Origin of the sequence: Peristeroidobacter soli, from assembly GCF_004138485.1 — a bacterium.
Taxonomy (GTDB): Bacteria; Pseudomonadota; Gammaproteobacteria; order Steroidobacterales; family Steroidobacteraceae; genus Steroidobacter; species Steroidobacter soli.
In genome coordinates, this window is sequence record NZ_RYEV01000013.1 from 1 (window position 1) to 19457 (window position 19457).

Here is a 19457-nt window from a genome sequence, read left to right on the forward strand (position 1 = left end):
CAAGGCCCGGAAACTTGCCAGCAAGAAACACGTCGCGTAAGAATCGCCCACTTCTGCTCCGCCAGTGACCTCACAAGGTGATCCCCAACTCGGGAAATCGGGTGGTCCTCAACTGGGAAATCGCGCACTGTGGCGATCTATCGGCCGGAGGGTAGAATCTGAGGACGGCTCAACTGGGCAAGATCAAGTCCCGCTCTCCGTGCGGTCATCAATCGAAGGCCACCGCCGAGAGCGTTCAGGCCTCAAAAATAAGCCGCAATGACGCGAATCGCTCGTTCGGACTAAGATCGCAAAGTTCAGATTGCGCGGTCGCAGCTGCATCTTCTAATGAATGCATCGTTAAATCCGAGCGTGCCGAAATACAAGGAGGAGTCAAATGGGACGACGAGTTGTACGAGTCACTCGCAAGGGCGGGGGCGGCGTCCTCTTGGCATTGGAGGCGCTATGGGTCGGATTCATCGTGGGCACGTTGCTCCATCAATCGTTTCCGAAGATGCACCTCGCTTTAATTGTAACGCTCGGCATTCTCACCGGCATCGTACTTTTTGTGCCGGTACTGAAGTTCGCGATGATCTTCTGGCTTTGGACCGCGACGCTTCCCGGAGGCATCGGCTATAGCATTCTGCGGGATGTCCAAGATAAGGGATGGGCTATGTTTTGGGCGGCGGTCACCGTGCTACTCATTGTCGGACTACGTCTGAACTCGAGGAACCCGCCGGCGGACCGAGCCGAGTTTCTGGTTGAGGATAGTGATCCTTCCAGTCCGTAGCCTGTGAGGCTATTCCGAGAGGGTGACACGATCCATGGTTCGAACTCGGAAAGTTCAACCAGTTTTAGTTGCGCGCATGTTCCTCGAGTTTCCTTCAGCGCCGGACAGTGGTGACTGGCTCTGCGGCATCGGATTGCAGCAACAACTGATGTGGCGCGGTTGTGCTTCTAGATCGATGGGCACATCGGTTCTTTGGATTCTTGCGCCACCGGTGAACCTCAGTTCGTCCTGAAGATGATCATGAGACTCCTGCGCTACGATCGACCATTTCGATTGGCAGCCTCTCGCCTCCACCCACGTCATGGTGACGAGCGCTATCCGGCAGGTGCATCGCGCACTGAGTTGAGCCAGCCGACGAAGTACTTGGTCCGGCTGCGCTCGATCCCAACGAGCCACTCGAACTTGCGCTCGTGGATGATCACGGCCGGGATGTTGCCGACCAGAGTTCGCTTGGCATGCCCGACGGCCAAGCCATCCCGCTCTAACGAAACAAAGCCCCCCTGCTGCAGAATCGCCTCTGCACCTTCCCCGCACAGTTCGAGCCAATACAGATAGTCCGTGAACAGCGCGGCATGAAGCCGCTTGTCAGCGAATGCAGCATTGACGCGGGATGCAAGCTCGAGCTCATCGTCAACGGGGCACTGAACCAACCAAGCGCGAGGCGTGAGCCAAATGGCCGAGCAGCGAGGGCCTCGGCTGATCGAGCCCGGCCGTGCCGGTAATTGCACGCCGAGGGCTTCATTCCCGCCCTCGATGACCTCCGCCGCATTGACCGCCGCATTGAGGAACACACACCCCACATCGGCTCGTTCGCGCAACGCCATCCCATTGGGCAGGCCACCGGCCTCGTTCGGTGCCGCATCGAGATCCACCCCGAGCGAGGACTGCAGTTGAAGCTTCACGCTTGGAGCCTCTGATTCGTTGGATCGTAGAAAATCGGGTTCGAGATCCGGCAGCTGATGGGTGTGCCGCCGCAGAACACCTTCACCACCTCCCCGTCACGCGTATGTCCTCGCTGAATGAGTGCGAGCCCGATGGACTCTCCCACTGAAGGACTGAAGCACGCGGAGGTAACATAGCCTTCCGTGGGACACGGCACCTGCGTATGCCCCCGCGATAGGATCCGACCGCCAACCTCCAAGGATCCATCGAGCGCTCTCAAGCCGACGAGCTGCTCGCGCTCCGAGCTCGTCGCAAATGCCAACTTGAGCGACCGCTTACCGATGAAATCGTCCTGGCGCTTGGCGACGATGCCGCCCATGCCAATATCGAGCGGTGTCGTGCGTCCATTGGTATCCGAGCCCACGTGCAGATACCCCTTTTCGAGCCGCAGGCGTAGCCAAGCCTCAAGCCCCACCGGGCGCGGCTCGAGGTCCCCCTCAGCCGTAAGAACGGTGCTCAACAACGAGGAGGCGTAGCGTGCCTGCACGGAGACCTCGAATTGCAGTTCGCCCGTGAAACTGATTCGTGCCACCCGGGCCGAGACACCACCAACGGTCCCCTCGCGGATTTGCATGTGGGGAAATGCGTCATTTGAAATGTCGAAGTCCGGTTGCAGGCGCGCCAACAATGCGCGCGCAAGGGGTCCCGCGAGGGCGATCGATGTCCAATTGGCGGTGACGGGCGAGATCGCCACCTGCATCGTCGGCCACTCCGTCTGACGCCATCGTTCGAACCACGCAGCGACCGCCTCGGCATTGCCAGACGTGGGGCTCGCCAGAAAATGGTTGTCCGAAAGACAGGACACGACGCCATCATCGAAGATGACCCCATCTTCCTTTAGCATCACGGAGTAGCGCACCCGCTCCGGCTTGAGCGTCATTAGGTTCGATACGTAGAAGCGGCTCAAGAACTTCGCGGCATCCGGCCCCGTGACTTCGATCTTTCCGAGGGAAGATGCATCGAACACCCCCACGTGATTGCGTACCGCGGCCATTTCGAGCGCGACCGCCGCTTCCCTTTCGTTAGCATTACTACGATACCAATCCGGTCGCTCCCACCCGAAATCCTCGAACACCGCTGAGCGATTTTCGTGAACACCATGCGTTGGAAACAATCGTCGAGGTTTGAAGAGATCGCCACGACGAGCATTCGCGATCGTTCCAAGACGTATTGCGGTGTACGGCGGCCGGAACGTCGTCGTGCCGACCTCACTCAACGTCCGGTTCGTCAGTGCCGCCAGGAGTGACAATCCCACGACATTCGAGGTCCGCCCCTGATCCGTCCCCATCCCGAGGGTGGTGTAGCGTTTCAAGTGCTCGATGGCGACATAGCCCTCACGAGCCGCAAGCTCGATATCGGAGGCTTTCACATCGTTCTGAAAGTCCACCCACATCCGAGACGACGAACCTACACTAGGCTGCGTGGGGATTGCACCCGTTCCCAACGAGAGCACATCAACTCGGGGACTGTGTGCTGATCCCAAGCCGCCGCGTCCCGCTCGAATGGTGTGTGCAACGGCCCCGGCGTCGGCAAACGTTGCTGATAGATCGAGCGTTGCCTTGACGCCGCCGACCACGTGCCACCTCTCCGGCACGTCACCCGGCACGAAGGCCCCGCACGTGGGATCGTAGACCGGCTTGCTGCCTCGATGTCCCGCAAGATGAACGCAGGGAGAAAATCCACCAGACACCGCAAGACCATCACACGCGATCTTGGTGACGGCGCTCACCTGCCGAACCGTGATCGTCGCTAGCCGCCGATAGCCGGCGGTCGCTTGGATCTGTGCATCGAAGAGGCATGGGATGCCCATCTCCTTGCTGAGCGTTGCATGCATGGCAGCCTCGGCGGAGCGAGTATCGACCACCGCGGCGATGGCCATGCCCGCGCGGTACGCTGCGAGTGCAGTGAGATAGCCACTGTCGTTGTTCGTATAGATGGCCATCCGCCGAGCAGGCGCCACACCGAACTCGTTGATCATCCGGCGCACCGTGCCCGAGAGCATGATGCCCGGTCGGTCATTGTCTGGGAACAATAACGGACGTTCGATCATGCCGGTCGCCAGCACGACGTGATGCGCACGCAGTTTCCAGAGGCATTCCGTGTGGACGCCGCGATCATCCCAGAAAGATTGCACCAGCACGAAATGATCGTTCTCGTAGGCCCCCGTGACCGTGGTGGAGGTGAGAATCGTCGTATGCGAATCCTCTGCGAGCGTGCGCGCCATCGACGCTGCCCAGGCTGATCCCGACTGACCGTCGATGAGCGCGGCCTCCCAGTTCAGCGATCCCCCGAGCTGGGGTTGATCCTCAGCCAGAAAGACCCTCAGGCCGCTGCCGATCAGCGAACGAGCGGTCGCTAATCCTGCAGGACCACCACCGACGATCAGCACATCGTACGTGGCATGACGATGATGAACCTTGCGGTTTTCATCCACGGCCTGCGGGCAACCGAAGCCAGTCGCCCGTCGAATCCACGGTTCGAACCAAGACCACGACGGCCACTTGAACGTCTTGTAGTAAAAGCCCGCATTGAGCAAACCAGATACCAGCTGCACGCCGCCACCAACATCAAACACCGCAGACGGCCAGCCTCGCACCGACCACGCTTGCATTCCATCGCCCAAGCGCACTTGGCCTGCGCGAAGCGCCGGCTCGTAACCATACGCATCCCGCACGGCCACCATGGAGTTGGGGTCTTCAACGCCCGCACCATAGAGACCACGAGGCCGGCGATACTTGAAGCTGCGACCGATGATATCGACGCCATTCGCCATCAATGCCGAGGCCAGGGTATCTCCTGGATGACCTGAGAGCCTTCGTCCGTTGAACTCGAATGCGATCGTCCGCGTACGATCGATCCGTCCTCCGGAGGGCAATCGGTAACCGTGCGTCGTCATGCGACCTCTTCTGCGGCCTGCGAGACTTCCTCGAACTTCCACACATCCAGGATTCTGTGACTCACCGTATCGCGCACGACCTTGAACCATTGCCCGCACCCGGCCGAGCAACACCACTGCTCCTGATGAATGCCCTTCGGATTGGTCCTCATGAAGAGATAGTCTGTCCATGCTTCGTCCGAGACGGTCTCGGCGGGGCGAGCGATGTTTGCTTCGCCCCCGTAGGTGAGCTCATCTTCAGTCCGCAACTCGCCGCAATAGGGACATCGAATCAGTATCACGATCGCTTACCCTCAGTGCGCGATGCCCGCGGCGGCGCCTTCGTCGACCAAGCGGTTACTTCGAAAACGATCGAGGCCAAATGGTTGAGCCATTGGATGCGTGCTGCCGGTGGCGAGCGAATGAGCTAGCATTAAGCCGCCAGCGGGAATAGCTTTGAATCCTCCTGTACCCCACCCACAGTTGATAAACAAATTGCGAACAGGCGTCGGACCGAGAATTGGTGAACTGTCAGGCACGATGTCCACCGCACCGCCCCAGTGACGCATCAATCGCAGCTGGCCGAAACTTGGAAACATTTCCACAACCGCGCTCAGCACCTTTTCGATCGTCGGAAAGTTACCCCGCTGAGCGTAGGACTGATACAGGTCGAGCATGCCCCCCATCACCAACTCGCCCTTCTGTGTTTGATTAACGTAGACGCCGGTCGCCGGAGAGATGACGACGTGATTTAGCACAGGACGAATTGGCTCTGACACCATGGCCTGCAAGGTGTGGGTTGTCAAAGGCAAGCGAAATCCAGCCATGGCCGCTAACGCGGTCGACTGCCCCGCCACCGCCATACCAACCCGCTCACAGTGGATGCGGCCATGAGTCGTGTGCACTGATGTGATCTTGTCTGCGCTCTTCTCGAAGCCCACGACTTCACAGTTCTGGATGATATCGACACCCAAGCGGTCCGCAGCTCGCGCATAGCCCCAAGCAACGGCATCATGCCGGATGGTCCCACCACGTCGTTGAAGGAACGCGCCGAGCACGGGATTCCGTGCATCACGACCCATATTAAAATGGGGCAGCATGCCTCGAACTACAGCTCGATCAATGATCTCACCGTCCACGCCATTGCACTTCAGCCAATTAAGCTTATGTGCGGCGAGTTCCATCTGGTGCTGATTGTGAATCAGAGTAAGCCATCCGCGCTGGGAGAGCATGATGTTGAAATTTAGTTCACGGGCGAGATCTTCATACAATCGTAGCGCCAAGTCGTAGATCGCGGCGCTCTCTGGAAACAGATAATCAGACCGAACGTTGGTTGTATTGCGTCCGGTATTGCCTCCACCGATCCAGCCCTTCTCGAGCAATGCTATGCGAGTGACACCATGATGCTTCGCAAGGTAAAAAGCGGTCGCCAAGCCGTGACCGCCGCCGCCGACGATCACTACGTCATAGGACGACTTTGGCTGCGGAGTGCGCCACGCGGGCGGCCAATCTCGATGCCCCTGTAAGGCACACAGTGCTAGCGCGCGCAAAGAGTATTGGCGGATTTTCACCGAACTGCCGACACCCTTGCGAGCCTATCGAGTTCCCGAACAACCGCGAATACCAAGCAGCGAGTAGAGCCCCTCTCAGCGGCAACACCAACGTAACGCTCCAAGGCACGCTGACACATATTCAAGTCAACCTCCTGATCGCTCTGCGCCATCTTCTCAGGCGCAGCCTCGGACTGAGGCAAATCCGGTGCTCTCTTGCCAAAGAGGCAATCACTGCTTGAACTACAAGCTCCGCTTCAAACTCTCTCAAGATCCTCTCCGATGAAAGTCACTCGCCGATAGCGGATCCACGACTCGCGACAATCGCGCTGCAATCTATGCGATTTCTAGATCGATACGCTGCACATTGAACCCATAGTACGGCATGAACTTCCGCATCATTTTCGCGTTCTCTATGACATCGCCCTCGCTAATCTGGTTTGCGCTCGCCTTGCGTTCGTACTCTGCCCAGAAACGCTTCAGTTCCTCATTAGTCGCGCCCTGAAAGTCCGTCCACACGAGCCAGAATGATCTCCCATCGGCGGCTATCCATTTTGGGGCGATTTGAGGCTGGTAAGCTCTCGCGTTCACGTCTCCCGCTGGGCGCCAAGAGGTGTCCTCATGAATCTGCATCCATGGCCCCCATGGATCGGATGCTACCCAAAAGCCAAGATAGCTGGGTTTGCTAAACCATACGCCTTCCGGCGTACATCCCGTCGCCCAGTTTGCCATCATGTACAGCCCTAGTGGGTCGTTGTAGACGACACTTGGCTGCCACGCGTAGGGATGGACCAACTTATTGACCCAACCGCGAGGGAATGTATGCACGACCGCTCGCGACTCAATGTCTCTCGTCCATCTAGCCGCACCACCGTCTTGGCGCCCCGCGAAGTACTCGTAGAAGTGTCGATCGAGTAACCGTGCCTTTGGCACCCGGAACATTACAAGCTCGTTCATCGAGCCTTCCGTGTTCCCGTTGGGCGCATAAACATAGACGTAACCATCACGGTTGAAACCGTAGTTTCTCCCCATCTGAAGGACACTGAGTAGAGAGAAAGCCTCCTGATCCTCCTCAAAGAAGACCATCGTATCGCGTGAACGCCGATCCCAAGAATCCCAGACGATCGGCGTCGAGCCATCTTGATTGTGCCAAGTACGTCCTTGATCCGGCGAATATATGAGCTTGACCCCATTGAATCGCATGACATCACTAGACGCTTTGCTTCTCAAGTTATCGACGTGAAATGGTCGATTAAATGTACTCATGAACTGATAGAGAAATCCGTCAAGTGCAAGCGTGCCAAATCCATAGTACCGAGTGTCGCTGGCGGTCTGCGAGGGCGCCGCGAGATTTGGGTAGCCAGGCAGATCGTGAAACCTGGGATCCCTGGCCCCATCGCTAACGGAAATCATACGAGTGTTGTAGGACAAGCTCAGTTGACCTGAGAAGCCTACCCCATCACACATGCTCACATATTGACGATTGTCAGCGGCCCAACTCATATGCCAGTTGTCACCATGCCCGCCGTGTCGCAGCACCTCTGTCTCTTGAGGTGTCACTGAGAGGATGCGTGGATGTCGCCGCGAGACTCTCGATCTCCCCAACGACGCTCCGCATGCCCTGGCGCCTGCAGTACTCGTCCCATACGCGATTACAGTTGCTGCACCAACCTGCTTCAGGAATTGACGGCGTGTAGTCACAGGCACTCCCTACTCAGAATCGCTGAGTGCAGGCAGCATATGATCGAACAAAAGAACGTGGACGCCGGCTCTTCATCTCCCGGAAAGAGTGGCAAGAGCAACTGCACCGATGATCCGCCCCGGGCAGGTCAGGAGTCGCCCTCGCGTGCCAATCACGGGCTAGCTGCGCAATCCTATCCTTCGTAGACCACCCGAACGTCGTGTCTATCCCCTGAAGAACATCGAAGGTTCCACGTGACTCAAGAACAGCAGCTAGCGCCTGACCTATCTTCAGAAACTCTTAAGCCCGCAGATGGCACAAGACAGTGGCGAATCCATCAGCGGAGATGCGTGAGCCAGAGCGAATAGCGATCAGGACGTACTCACTACATCTCGGGGAACTCTGCGTCCGTATGGGCCAACGCCCATGTCGCGATGCATCTCAATGCCGCTCCGGCTCATCGCAGTGAAACCTGCAATCTCCAACGACCGACCCGATACGTATAGGTGCCGTGGTCAAGCCATTCAATTCTCGGGGCCTTCCCTGAGTTTTTTCCACGCATGTCGACTGTTCAGCCACAGGTGACGACTCCGCTTACTCATCTTCCCTACCGCCCGGCCCGGCGCATCCCATCTCCGGATTGCGCAAGGTGAACAACCGTCACCCGAGAGCAGTATCATCTCCACCGGAAAACAGGATCTCAACTGCCGCTCGTCACGGGCCTCCCCAAGGATTCACACGTGTTCACTTGGAACACTCGATCATCGCCAGTGAAGCTCTCGATCTGCATTACAACCTTCAATCGCGCGCAATTCATCGGTACCACGCTTGAAAGCATCCTTGTGCAACTTACCGAGGAATGCGAGTTAGTCGTCCTCGACGGCGCATCAACTGACGACACTGAACGCGTTGTTTCCGATTACTCAAAACGATTTGATCAATTGCGCTATTTTAGACAAAAAACAAACCAGGGCATCGATCGTGATTACGACTGCGTAGTTCAACTCGCGCGAGGCGAATATTGCTGGCTAATGTCGGACGACGATATCCTGAAGCCGCATGCTATCGCCACCGTTCTACACGCACTTGAGGTAGACCTCAGCCTCATCATTGTCAACGTTGAATACCGAAGTCTTGACATGTCGAAAGCTCTCTCGCGTCGGTGGGTCAATATTTCATCCGACCGCGCCTATCCTCCATCGGAAATGGATCGTCTATTCTCAGAACTTGGCGATCTATTAAAGTACATAGGCTGCATCATCATCAAACGCTCGATCTGGCTGACTCGAGAACGACAGAGGTACTACGGATCATCGATGACGTATTTCGGGGTAATTTTTCAGGACCGGCTTCCGCTGGAATCCCGGATGATCGCGACACCGCTGATCAGCTATCGTGGAGGCAATACACACGCTTGGTCGACAGAAATGATCGAGATTATTTTCCACCGATGGCCATCACTTGTAGAGTCACTACCCATCTCCGAATCTGCGAAGAGCCACGTTGCCAGCAGTCAACCCTGGAAGCACATGCAATGGCTGTTGCTGCTACGAGGAGCAGGCTTCTACTCATTCAGTGAGTACAGGAAGTATGTCTGTCCAAAACTTGCCTCACGCATGCGACGAACAATGTCTGCTCTGATTGCCATACTCCCCGGGAGGTTAGTGAACGCAGCGTTTATCCTTTTCTACAATCTCACACCCCTCCACTTCCGCGAGGTGTGGCTACTCACAATGCGTCAAAGCCGGTTCTATTTTCTCAGGCGCGTGCCATAACTCTGAGAGACCTGTCCGCCCCCCGTGAGCCTTCACCATTGTGTACGAATGGCTTGCCGATTTCGAGCCGCGGCCTGCCTGGCAGCGTGCATTACGGCGCTCATCCCGACCACCGACTCTTCAAGACAACACAGAATCCAGACGCGCCCCCGTCCCCCCCCATCAGTTCAATTGAGCGTCCGTTCTCACCGCTGCGGCCCAATCCCGAAGAGCTGTTTGGAAGGATTCTCGTTGTGATGGAACCCACATGGGCGCGTCGAAAGAGAACACGACCTGCCCAGGCTCAATCCGAACACATCCCGAGATCGGCTCTGTGACAACATATGTCCACCCCTCCCAACCCCCTCGAAGGTCCAGTTCACCTATCGCATGGAGATGCGACGACGCCCACTGGTGCATCTCGCTACATGACGCTCCATGGGGCACTGTAAACTCTATCGGACGCAGATCTGGAAGAGGAATCAGCACCGGCACAATGATTGTCGTTTTTCCATTGGTCGCTCCGAACTGTAGTCTAGCAACCTCCTTCTGTACGATCGCTCTCACCGCAGAAACTGCCTCCGATCGATCATAGCCAATCGCCTGAGTTACTAGATTATCCGTGAGGATTGCTATCGACTCCACCATGCCCGTCTCCGCCACGTGAAGCCTGTATACGACGGTTCCTTGCACGTCCTTGTAACCCCGGATGCGCTCATGAATCTCCGGGAGCACCCCCTTGACAGTCCTGCGTGCATCTTCCGGTGCGATACTTCCATCGACCATGGGCGAGGTGGCTCGGATGTGACCTACCAACGCAATACGCCCCTCGACGGGATCCATGCTGCCTTCGATGACTGGGGTTCCGTGTACAATCCTATCGTCAAAAATCAGCAGCTGATTGAAGTTCGCTGGCACCAATTCATAGAGCACTTCTCCGTGCACATGATGTCTCTTGTAGCTCGGCACGCCATCCCGCAGCAGGAGCGTCTCACCGCCTGAGAACTTCCTGCGATCCCACCGCGTCAGCGAGTAGACATACCCCCAGACTCCGTTGTGAAAATCGCTATGCAGTCCCAACCTGCATCCGTTGACCATCAAATGCAGCGAAGGCACATCGGCGGGCACCAGCCCGAGGTTTTCCAAGCACCAATCCCTAAGATGCCGAGTAAATCGGTCCAAAACTGAGGCGGGTAGCACTCCTTGCGGCGCTGTTCTGAGATACGCGTACATACCCGGGTGACAGAAGTACCGCCAATTTATGCTGTGGGTATAGGGATCTCTAAAGCACAGATCCAGCGCGTCCCGCATCTCGTTGGCGCCGTCGAAAAAGTCTCGCACCACGTGCTGCCGCTTGAACATTTCACTTCTCCGTGAGAATTTCCCGACCGGAAGACGGGATCGCCTGCCACCTACCTCTCATGCTGAGCGACGATCATTTCGCAACTTCAGCACTCCGGGAGCACGACCTCCTGCACCTTTCTCTCGGGCTGCTCAACCAAGGCATTTAGATAGACGAGAAATGCCTGCGCGAGGCGTTCCATTGATTCAACAGTGAATTGGCCCAATGGGAACTGAAAGTTTCCAATCACTTCATCGTCGGCATCGTAGAGCAACATGACCGGCTCGTAATCCAGCTCCAACTGCTTCAATGTCGGATGGGTGAACCCTACAGATGATAGGCTGATCTCATCTGCCGACCCGGCCAGCCTCGACACATCAATCTTTGACCCTTGCGGTACCCAGTTGAAAGTTGTGTTTCTCGTGAATCCCTCGACATCGTCTTTGGCAGATAAATATGAGAAGTCTGCGTGTTCGTATGCCTGACAGTACTCCTGAGTAACTCGATTCAATAGATCCACAAAGCTATCGGCTTCTAGCACAGATATTCTCAGGTACAGCACTGTCGCAAAGAACCCTATCGTGTCTTGCACGCTTGGGCTCACTCTCCCGTCGGATTGATACTGAACTACAGACTCTGACGTGCCACACCAGCGCATGACGAGTGCGACATACGCAGTAAATATGCTCATCACAAGAGTGGTCTTCCTAGTGCGGCTCCAGTCTCGCAACGCAGCCTTCAACCGTCGATTGATTGAAAAGTGCACCGTACCCCAGCCCGGCCGCGCTCTGCACTGCAACCCTCTACGGTTCGGGAATCTCTGTCGATGGCAACCGGCTAAGCGCTGAGTCCAATATGCTTCATGCTCTTCTTTCCACGCCTCAAGCCCCCTCCGTTGACACACGGCATAATCGGCGTACTGAAGTGGCATAGGGGGCAGGGAAATAGAGCCCTCGCCGATCGCTTGCACGTACGCTGCAAAAGTATCCCGCAACAGAATGTTCATGGAGTACGCATCAGAAATCATGTGATCCATCACGACCACTATCACATGCTCGTCCTCAAGGATCTTTAGCAGCCTCATCTCGAACAGTGGGCCCACGGCTATGTCAATTGGCTCGAGGACCAACCGATCAATCGTTTCTTGAACCGCCATGTCACGAACGTCCTTCGATCGCCCTGTCCAATCCTCAACCCGTACCTGACGGACTCCTTCACTAGACATTTCCTGGGTTGGCACGCCGTTGGCCACGACGATGACAGTTCGTAGTGCGTCGCTTCGGCGTACAATCTCAGAAGCACTTCTCTTGAATAGCTCTACGTTGAAGTGTCCGACTACGCGCGTCGCGGATGCGATTTGCCGTATCGCCCGCCGCTCACTTAAGCGATAGGCATGCCAATGAGCCAATTGGGCAAACGTCAAAGGGGCCCGCCGGACCTGCTCGTGCACCAGTACAGGGGCGCCTTCGCGCGGCTCTTCGAACGCCAAGAGAAGATCTATTACCGTCCTCTTAGATGCCCTTAGCCTGTCAATATCCTCCTGAGTGAGGGCTCCCACAGGCGCCTTGTAGCGGAGCTGATCTCCCTCCAGCCACAGTCTAACCCCCCTTTCACGGAGAGATGAAAGAACATCCGCAATATTATCCATGGCACTTTTATCCTTGCGCGGATTACCACCGCAGATCGTCCCTATCTCGCACGCGACCTCACCTCGACGTCCATGCTCTCAAACGGCAGTACCGGCAGACCTTCGATGAGACACTGCCTATACGGCAGCGGAAGTCGAGGCATCTCGTCTCGATGTCCACCCGAACGGATCCTTTAGGGATTTGCGACCGCAAATCGTCATCTCCGTTCGATTTCAACCCTATATTGTTCCCTCCTCGGATTGCTCCGGGATACTGTCAAGTGGCCGCTGATCAGTCGCTCGGAGCGACTCAACTGCCCTCGCCATTCGAGCTATCGTGGGATGCTGGAACATCGCAATACCACTCAGTCGCACCGAGAAACGCGCGGATACTCGCGCAATCAGCCGCATACCGTGAAGCGAGTGGCCACCGAGTTCAAAGAAGTTATCGGCTCGCCCGATGCGCTTCACACCGAGCAACTCCTGCCAAATTTCCGCCACGGCTTGCTCGATCTCGCCTTGGGGCGCTTCGTACGTCTCAACTGCGTAAGCTCCCATCTCTGGGATGGGCAGCGCTCGCCGATCCAGCTTCCCGCTTGGGGTAAGCGGCAAGCTTTCCAAAATCACAAATGCGCTTGGCACCATGTGCTCGGGCACCAACGCTCTCAAGTGTGCGCGCAAATCCTCAACGCCCAGGCCAACCTCATCACGCCGCGTGACATATGCCACCAGTCGCTTCTCGCCTGGCACATCCTCGCGAACAATGGCTGCCACCTCCTTCACCTGCGCATGCGTTGACAGCTGCGCCTCGATCTCGCCCAGCTCAATACGATATCCACGGATTTTTACCTGATCGTCGTTTCGCCCCAGATATTCCAATGTTCCATCGGCCCGCCACCGCCCCAGATCTCCGGTCCTGTACAGACGCCTTCCTGCATCGGCACTGAACGGGTCCGCGATGAAGCGCTGCGCAGTCACCCCCGGACGCTTACAATACTCGCGCGCAACATTTGCCCCACCAATATAGATTTCTCCGGCTACGCCTATCGGCGCCGGCTGCCACCCTCCGTCGAGAATGTAGATCTGTGTGTTTGACAGAGGCCGTCCTATGCTCGGCAGAACCGGCCAATCATCGGGACTGCCCGCTAAGGTCAGTGCCGTGACCACATGTGATTCAGTCGGGCCATAGTGGTTATGCAGCCGACAGCCCCTAAGCCGCTTGAAGAAGTTTGATATCTCCGCACTTACGCGCAGCTGCTCCCCTGCTGTGATCACATCTTGCAGACTGGTTGGAACCGCGCCGCTATCCTTGAAGGACTCCGCCAAACTTTGTAGCATCAGCGGTGGCAGGAACAGCCTTTCAACCGACTGCTCGATCAGCAACTCCATCAACGCTCGAGCATCTCGACGTAACCACTCATCCAACAATACCAACGTATCGCCCATGCACAGCGTCGAGAAAATCTCCTGAAATGCCACATCAAAGCTGAGCGCAGAGAATTGCAGAACACGCTTCCCTTCAGTTGCCGAGAACACCCGACGATGCCATTCAATCAGATTGACCATCGCTGCATGCGTCATCGCCGTGCCCTTCGGCAGCCCCGTCGAACCGGAGGTGTAGATCACGTACACCCGGCTCTGCCAGTTCAATCCAAGCTCTGTCGCAGAGCTGGCTTTCTCGGTACACCTCGATATCGCCGCCCATCGCGTATCGAGCGTAATGACTGTCTCCTGCTCCGCCGGCAACTTTGACCTCAACCTCTCCTGCGTCAACACGACCTTCGGCGCCGCATCCTCCAGCATGTACTGCAGCCGCTCGGTGGGGTAGTTTGGGTCCAAAGGCGCATAGGCCCCTCCCGCCTTCAGCGTTCCCAACACAGCCACCACCATCTCGACACTGCGCTCGACGCATATCGCCACTAACTGATCCGGCCCTACCCCCAGCGCTCTTAGATAGCGCGCCAAGCAGCTCGCTCGCTCGCTCAGTTCGGCGTACGTCACGTGCTGCTGATCATGCAACACCGCAATCCTGTCCGGCGTGCGCCGGGCTTGCTCCTCGAATTGCTCATGAATCAGAAGGCTCTGTGAGCAGGGCGCCGCTGTTTCGTTCCACTCCAACAGCCGTCGCTTCTCGGCATTTCCAAGCATTGCCAGCCGACTGATCGGTCGGCCGGGGTACGCTAGTATCTCTCCTAACAGAGTATTGAAATGCACAGCCATCCTTTCAATCGTCTCTCTGTCGAACAAATCCGTTGCGTACTCAAATATTCCCAATAAGCCCTTGTTGGTTTCCGCCAAGTGCAACGTCAGATCGAAATGCGTGATTGCGCATTCTGGATCGGCCCACGTCCACGTCAACCCCGCCAACTCAAAGCGCTGCTCTGGATAGTTCTGCAACGCAAGCATTACCTGGAAGATGGGTTGGCGGCTCAGACTTCGATCAGGGCGCAGTTCCGCGACGAGGGCCTCAAACGGCAGATCCTGATGCGCATACGCACTGAGCGTCACGTCTCTTACGCGCCCCAACAGCTGCAGAAACGTCGGATCTCCAGAAACATCCGTGCGCAGCACTAATGTATTCACAAAGAACCCAATCAGCCCTTCCACTTCCTTGTGACGCCGCCCGGCCACCGGCGTGCCTACGACAACATCGTGTTGTCCACTCCATCGCGACAACACTATTTGAAAGGCGGTCAGGACCACCATGAACAACGTGACCCGCTCACGTATCGCCAGGTCCTTGAGTGCTCGAGTGATAGCTGCAGAGACTTCAAACTTCAGCTCCGACCCTCGAAAGCTCTCAACTGCAGGCCTCGGACGATCTGTCGGTAGATCGAGTTCCGGTGGGGCTCCACTCAGCCTCTCCCGCCAATACTGTAGATGCTCCTCCAGCACTTCTCCCTGCAGCCATTGTCGCTGCCAGCGTGCATAATCGCGATAGTGCACTTTCGGTTCCGGCAAGGGAGAGGCTAAGTCGCTGCAATATGCTTCATATAACGCACCTAGTTCACGGAACAGGATCCCCCACGACCACCCATCGGTTACAACATGATGTAACGTGAGCAAGAGAACGTGCTCTCGCGCCGCCAACTTCAAGACACTGGCCCGCATCAAGGGACCCTTGGCCACATCAAAGCGACGCTCTGCTTCTTCACGAATCAACCGATCCAGTCCTGACTTTCTCTCCGGCTCCTTCAATTCCGTCAGATCGACTGCCTTCAATACGAAGGCCTCAGGAGCGCTAACCACTTGATATGGATTTCCTCCGACCGATTCAAATCGCGTGCGCAAGCTCTCATGCCGACGAATCAGCTCGGATATGCTTCGCTCCAAGGCCGTGCCGTTCAGCTCACCCTGCAGCCTCATCGACATTAGAGCGTTATACGCCGAGCCGACCAAACCGAGCTGCTCCAAGAACCATAGCCGCTCCTGCGCATAGGAGAGCGGCGAAGGGCCACTATGCTCGTATGGCACCAGCGGTGGCATTCGTGCCCGGCGTTTGCCTCCCACTGAACCTTTGTTTACGTCCGCCCTCCGAGTTACGCCCGGTTGATCGAGCCGATTCTGCGCCTGCATTTTACCGAGCGATTCCGTCATAGCGCCTCCGCCGATACGTCCACGCCAATCTCCTCCGCAATCCAGTCACTCATCCCTTCAATCGTCGGCCTCTCGAAGAGGACGTGAAGTGGAAGCTCAACATCGAAAAGGTGGCGGATGTGCGCAATCACACGAGTTCCGAGAAGCGAGTGGCCACCGAGTTCGAAGAAGTTATCCGCTCGTCCGATGCGCTCCACGCCCAGCAACTCCTGCCAAATTTCCGCCACCGCTTGCTCGATCTCTCCTTGGGGCGCTTCGTACGCCTCAAGTGCGTAAGCCCCCATTTCTGGGATGGGCAGCGCTCGCCGATCCAGCTTCCCGCTTGGGGTAAGCGGCAAGCTTTCCAAAATCACAAATGCGCTTGGCACCATGTGTTCGGGCACCAACGCTCTCAGGTGTGCGCGCAAATCCTCAACGCCCAGGCCTACCTCATCACGTCGCGTGACATACGCCACCAGTCGCTTCTCGCCTGGCACGTCCTCGCGAACAATGGCCGCCACCTCTCTCACCTGCGCATGCGTTGACAGCCGCGCTTCGATCTCACCCAGCTCAATGCGATATCCACGGATTTTTACCTGATCATCGTTTCGCCCCAGATATTCCAATGTTCCATCCGCTCGCCACCGCCCCAGATCTCCGGTCCTGTACAGACGCCTTCCTGCATCGGCACAGAACGGGTCGGCGATGAAACGCTGCGCAGTCAACGCCGGACGCTTAAAATACTCGCGCGCAACATTTGCCCCGCCAATATAGATCTCTCCGGCTACGCCTATCGGCGCTGGCTGCCAGCCTCCGTCGAGAATGTAGATCTGCGTGTTCGACAGAGGCCGCCCTATGCTCGGCAGTACCGGCCAATCATCGGGACTACCCGATAAGGTCAGCGCCGTGACTACATGAGACTCAGTCGGCCCATAGTGGTTATGCAGCCGACAGCCCCTAAGCCGCTTGAAGAAGCTCGATATCTCTGCACTTACGCGCAGTTGCTCCCCTGCTGTGATCACATCTTGCAGACTGGTTGGAACCGCGCCGCTGTCCTTAAAGGACTCCGCCAAGCTTTGTAGCATCAGCGGAGGCAGGAACAGCCTTTCAACCGACTGCTCGATCAGCAACTCCATCAACGCTCGAGCATCTCGACGCAACCACTCATCCAACAGTACCAACGTATCGCCCATGCACAGCGTCGAGAAAATCTCCTGAAATGCCACATCAAAGCTAAGCGCAGAGAACTGCAGAACACGCTTCCCTTCAGCTGCCGAGAACACCCGACGATGCCATTCAATCAGATTCACCATCGCTGCATGCGTCATGGCCGTGCCCTTCGGCATCCCCGTCGAACCGGAGGTGTAGATCACGTACACCCGGCTCTGCCAGTTCAATCCAAGCTCTGTCGCAGAGCTGGCTTTCTCGGTACACCTCGATATCGCCGCCCATCGCGTATCGAGCGTAATGACTGTCTCCTGCTCCGCCGGCAACTTTGACCTCAACCTCTCCTGCGTCAACACGACCTTCGGCGCCGCATCCTCCAGCATGTACTGCAGCCGCTCGGTGGGGTAGTTTGGGTCCAAAGGCGCATAGGCCCCTCCCGCCTTCAGCGTTCCCAACACAGCCACCACCATCTCGACACTGCGCTCGACGCATATCGCCACTAACTGATCCGGCCCTACCCCCAGCGCTCTTAGATAGCGCGCCAAGCAGCTCGCTCGCTCGCTCAGTTCGGCGTACGTCACGTGCTGCTGATCATGCAACACCGCAATCCTGTCCGGCGTGCGCCGGGCTTGCTCCTCGAATTGCTCATGAATCAGAAGGCTCTGTGGATGCTGGACCGTCAAACCATTGAACGAACTGACGACCCTGTGTCGCTCATCCTTCGGTAAGATCGTCAAGTCGCCTATGCGTCCACCGGCCCCTCGGATCATCGACCGCAACAGCTCTCCGAAACAAGCCATCCAACGCTCAATGGTCGTTTGATCAAACAAGGCTACAGCGTAGTTCACATTAGCAACGATCTCGTCTCCTCGCTCCTCTAGCGATACAAACAAGTCAAACATCGCTGGCTCGTCCTCTCCGTCCTCCAACGTCAGCGTCAGACCCGCGAGATTGAGCTCTGCCTTGGGGGCGTTCTGCAGCGCCAACATTGTCTGGAAAATTGGATTCCGATTCCTACTTCGCTCCGGCTGAAGCATCTCAACGATGCGCTCGAACGGAACATCCTGATTCTCATACGCCCCCAGAGTGACGGCCTTTACTTGTTCAAGGAATGCTTCGAGTTCAGAATCGGCCTGTACCGCCACTCGAAGCACGAGTGTGTTCACGAAGAATCCGATCAAACTCTCGAGCTCTGGACGTTGGCGATTGGCGATCGGCGTGCCAATGACAACATCTTCCTGATTGCTGATCCTGGATAGCAATATCGCCCACGCAGCGTATAACACCATGAAGACAGTCATCCTATGACGCTGCGCAAATGCGCGAACGTTCGAGCACGTCTCCGAATCGAAGACTATCCAAATGTTTCTACCCTCGAAGCTGTGCGTGGATGGCCGCCCCCTGTCCGTTGGAAGCTGCAACTCCGGTGCTGCGCCTTCCAACCGGCTCCGCCAATAGTTGAGCTGCCGAGCCAGTACCTCGCTGTGAAGCCACTGCCGCTGCCATTGTGCGTAGTCTGCATACTGGATGGGTAGTGCCTCGAGTGCGCTGTTGCGTCCTGCGCAGTGCGCCGCGTACAGCTCTCCCAGTTCCCGAAAGAAGACACCCATTGACCACCCATCGGATATGATGTGATGCATCGTGATGAGCAACAGGTGCTCTTGATCACGTACTCTGAGCAAGCGGCCGCGAATCAGAGGTCCCGCGCTCAGATCAAATTTCTCATGAACCTCCTCCCTCTTCTGCTTGTGCTCATGAGCGCTTCGTTCGGACGCATCGTAGCCACTCAGATCGATCTCTTTCAAATCGAAGCTGTGTACCTCTCCGATTCTTTGCATCGGGTGTCCATCGACATTCGTGAACGTTGTTCGCAATGACTCGTGCCGCGTGATGAGCCTGTCCAATGCCAGCTTAAGCGGTTGACGATGCAATGATCCTATGATCCTGACTGCGATTGCGATGTTGTATGCCGCACAGCCGCACTCCATCTGATCGACGAACCAGAGACGCTGCTGCGCCCAGGATGGCGTCATCACCGCATGATCAACGCGCGGAAGCGCTTCGATCGTTCTAGAGTGATCGGATTGTTGTTTGCGGAGCAACTCGAGAAGGTCGCGCCTATCCTGCGACAATGCATGGAGCCTTTCCGTAGCAGAAGGAGAATGGTCCATACC

The 19457-nt window shown here is 56.9% G+C and carries 11 protein-coding genes; 2 read left to right on the top strand and 9 right to left on the bottom strand.

The window, feature by feature from the left end; translation table 11 throughout:
• Window positions 1–460 precede the first annotated feature (460 nt).
• Complete coding sequence (locus EKO19_RS37775) at window positions 461–769, top strand: hypothetical protein (protein WP_129782625.1); 309 nt, start codon at window positions 461–463, stop codon at window positions 767–769.
• Window positions 770–1083: 314 nt separating this feature from the next.
• On the opposite strand, the gene EKO19_RS37780 is transcribed toward EKO19_RS37775, so the two are convergent.
• From EKO19_RS37780 to EKO19_RS37800, 5 genes are all read right to left on the bottom strand, one after another.
• Window positions 1084–1671: a sarcosine oxidase subunit gamma family protein gene (locus tag EKO19_RS37780; RefSeq protein WP_129782626.1), complete on the bottom strand. Its 588-nt coding sequence runs from the start codon at window positions 1669–1671 to the stop codon at window positions 1084–1086.
• Window positions 1668–4607, bottom strand: coding sequence for an FAD-dependent oxidoreductase (locus EKO19_RS37785; protein ID WP_175597346.1), 2940 nt, complete (start codon window positions 4605–4607; stop codon window positions 1668–1670). The genes EKO19_RS37780 and EKO19_RS37785 overlap by 4 nt, the downstream gene beginning before the upstream one ends.
• Complete coding sequence (locus EKO19_RS37790; RefSeq protein WP_129782628.1) at window positions 4604–4888, bottom strand: sarcosine oxidase subunit delta; 285 nt, start codon at window positions 4886–4888, stop codon at window positions 4604–4606. Before EKO19_RS37790 ends, EKO19_RS37785 begins: the two co-directional genes overlap by 4 nt.
• Window positions 4889–4900: 12 nt before the next feature.
• On the bottom strand, window positions 4901–6157 hold the full coding sequence (locus tag EKO19_RS37795; RefSeq protein ID WP_129782629.1) for a sarcosine oxidase subunit beta family protein: 1257 nt from the start codon (window positions 6155–6157) through the stop codon (window positions 4901–4903).
• Between the two features lie 315 nt (window positions 6158–6472).
• Window positions 6473–7639: a DUF4185 domain-containing protein gene (locus EKO19_RS37800; protein ID WP_129782630.1), complete on the bottom strand. Its 1167-nt coding sequence runs from the start codon at window positions 7637–7639 to the stop codon at window positions 6473–6475.
• A 948-nt stretch (window positions 7640–8587) separates the two neighbouring features.
• On the opposite strand from EKO19_RS37800, the gene EKO19_RS37805 reads away from it, so the two are divergent.
• Window positions 8588–9592: a glycosyltransferase family 2 protein gene (locus EKO19_RS37805; protein WP_157995638.1), complete on the top strand. Its 1005-nt coding sequence runs from the start codon at window positions 8588–8590 to the stop codon at window positions 9590–9592.
• Between the two features lie 162 nt (window positions 9593–9754).
• Here EKO19_RS37805 and EKO19_RS37810 read toward each other — a convergent pair whose 3' ends face one another.
• From EKO19_RS37810 to EKO19_RS37825, 4 genes are all read right to left on the bottom strand, one after another.
• Complete coding sequence (locus EKO19_RS37810) at window positions 9755–10717, bottom strand: hypothetical protein (RefSeq protein ID WP_129782632.1); 963 nt, start codon at window positions 10715–10717, stop codon at window positions 9755–9757.
• Between the two features lie 302 nt (window positions 10718–11019).
• Complete coding sequence (locus EKO19_RS37815; RefSeq protein ID WP_129782633.1) at window positions 11020–12561, bottom strand: condensation domain-containing protein; 1542 nt, start codon at window positions 12559–12561, stop codon at window positions 11020–11022.
• A gap of 219 nt (window positions 12562–12780) precedes the next feature.
• Window positions 12781–16137, bottom strand: coding sequence for a non-ribosomal peptide synthetase (locus EKO19_RS37820; protein WP_129782634.1), 3357 nt, complete (start codon window positions 16135–16137; stop codon window positions 12781–12783).
• Window positions 16134–19454 carry a non-ribosomal peptide synthetase gene (locus EKO19_RS37825; protein ID WP_129782635.1) on the bottom strand — a complete coding sequence of 1107 codons (3321 nt, stop codon included), beginning with the start codon at window positions 19452–19454 and terminating at the stop codon, window positions 16134–16136. Before EKO19_RS37825 ends, EKO19_RS37820 begins: the two co-directional genes overlap by 4 nt.
• Window positions 19455–19457: the final 3 nt, after the last annotated feature.